At 47.3% G+C, this 520-nt stretch carries 1 protein-coding gene; it reads left to right on the top strand.

Annotation, left to right across the window (positions count from 1 at the left end; all coding sequences use genetic code 11):
• The coding region (locus R7Z49_RS27515; RefSeq protein ID WP_318112837.1) for a 1-deoxy-D-xylulose-5-phosphate synthase N-terminal domain-containing protein at window positions 1–520 on the top strand (520 nt) is incomplete at both ends.

Below are 520 nucleotides of genomic sequence, written 5' to 3'. Positions count from 1 at the left end.
TCAGGTGTGCCACCAATCAAAGAACTGGTTCGTCGCACTGAAGAACATCTAAAAGGCATGGTTGTCCCTGGCACTCTGTTTGAAGAGTTTGGCTTTAACTACATTGGTCCAATTGATGGGCACGATGTGAATGAGCTCGTTAAAACACTGAAGAACATGCGTGAGCTTAAAGGCCCTCAGTTCCTGCACATCATGACTAAGAAAGGCAAAGGTTATGAGCCAGCAGAGAAAGATCCTATTGGCTACCACGGCGTCCCTAAGTTCGATCCAAGCCATAACTGCTTACCAAAAAGCAGTGGCGGCAAACCAACTTTCTCAAAGATTTTTGGTGACTTCTTATGTGACATGGCAGCGCAAGATCCTAAGCTAATGGCAATTACGCCAGCAATGCGTGAAGGTTCTGGCATGGTGCGTTTCTCGAAAGAGTTCCCAGACCAATACTTTGATGTGGCAATTGCAGAGCAACACGCTGTGACACTTGCGACAGGTATGGCAATTGCTGGCGATCATCCGATCGTGG

The sequence above is a fragment of the Vibrio sp. 1562 genome (assembly GCF_033340155.1).
Taxonomy (GTDB): Bacteria; Pseudomonadota; Gammaproteobacteria; order Enterobacterales; family Vibrionaceae; genus Vibrio; species Vibrio alginolyticus.
This window is presented reverse-complemented; position numbering and strand designations above follow the sequence as displayed.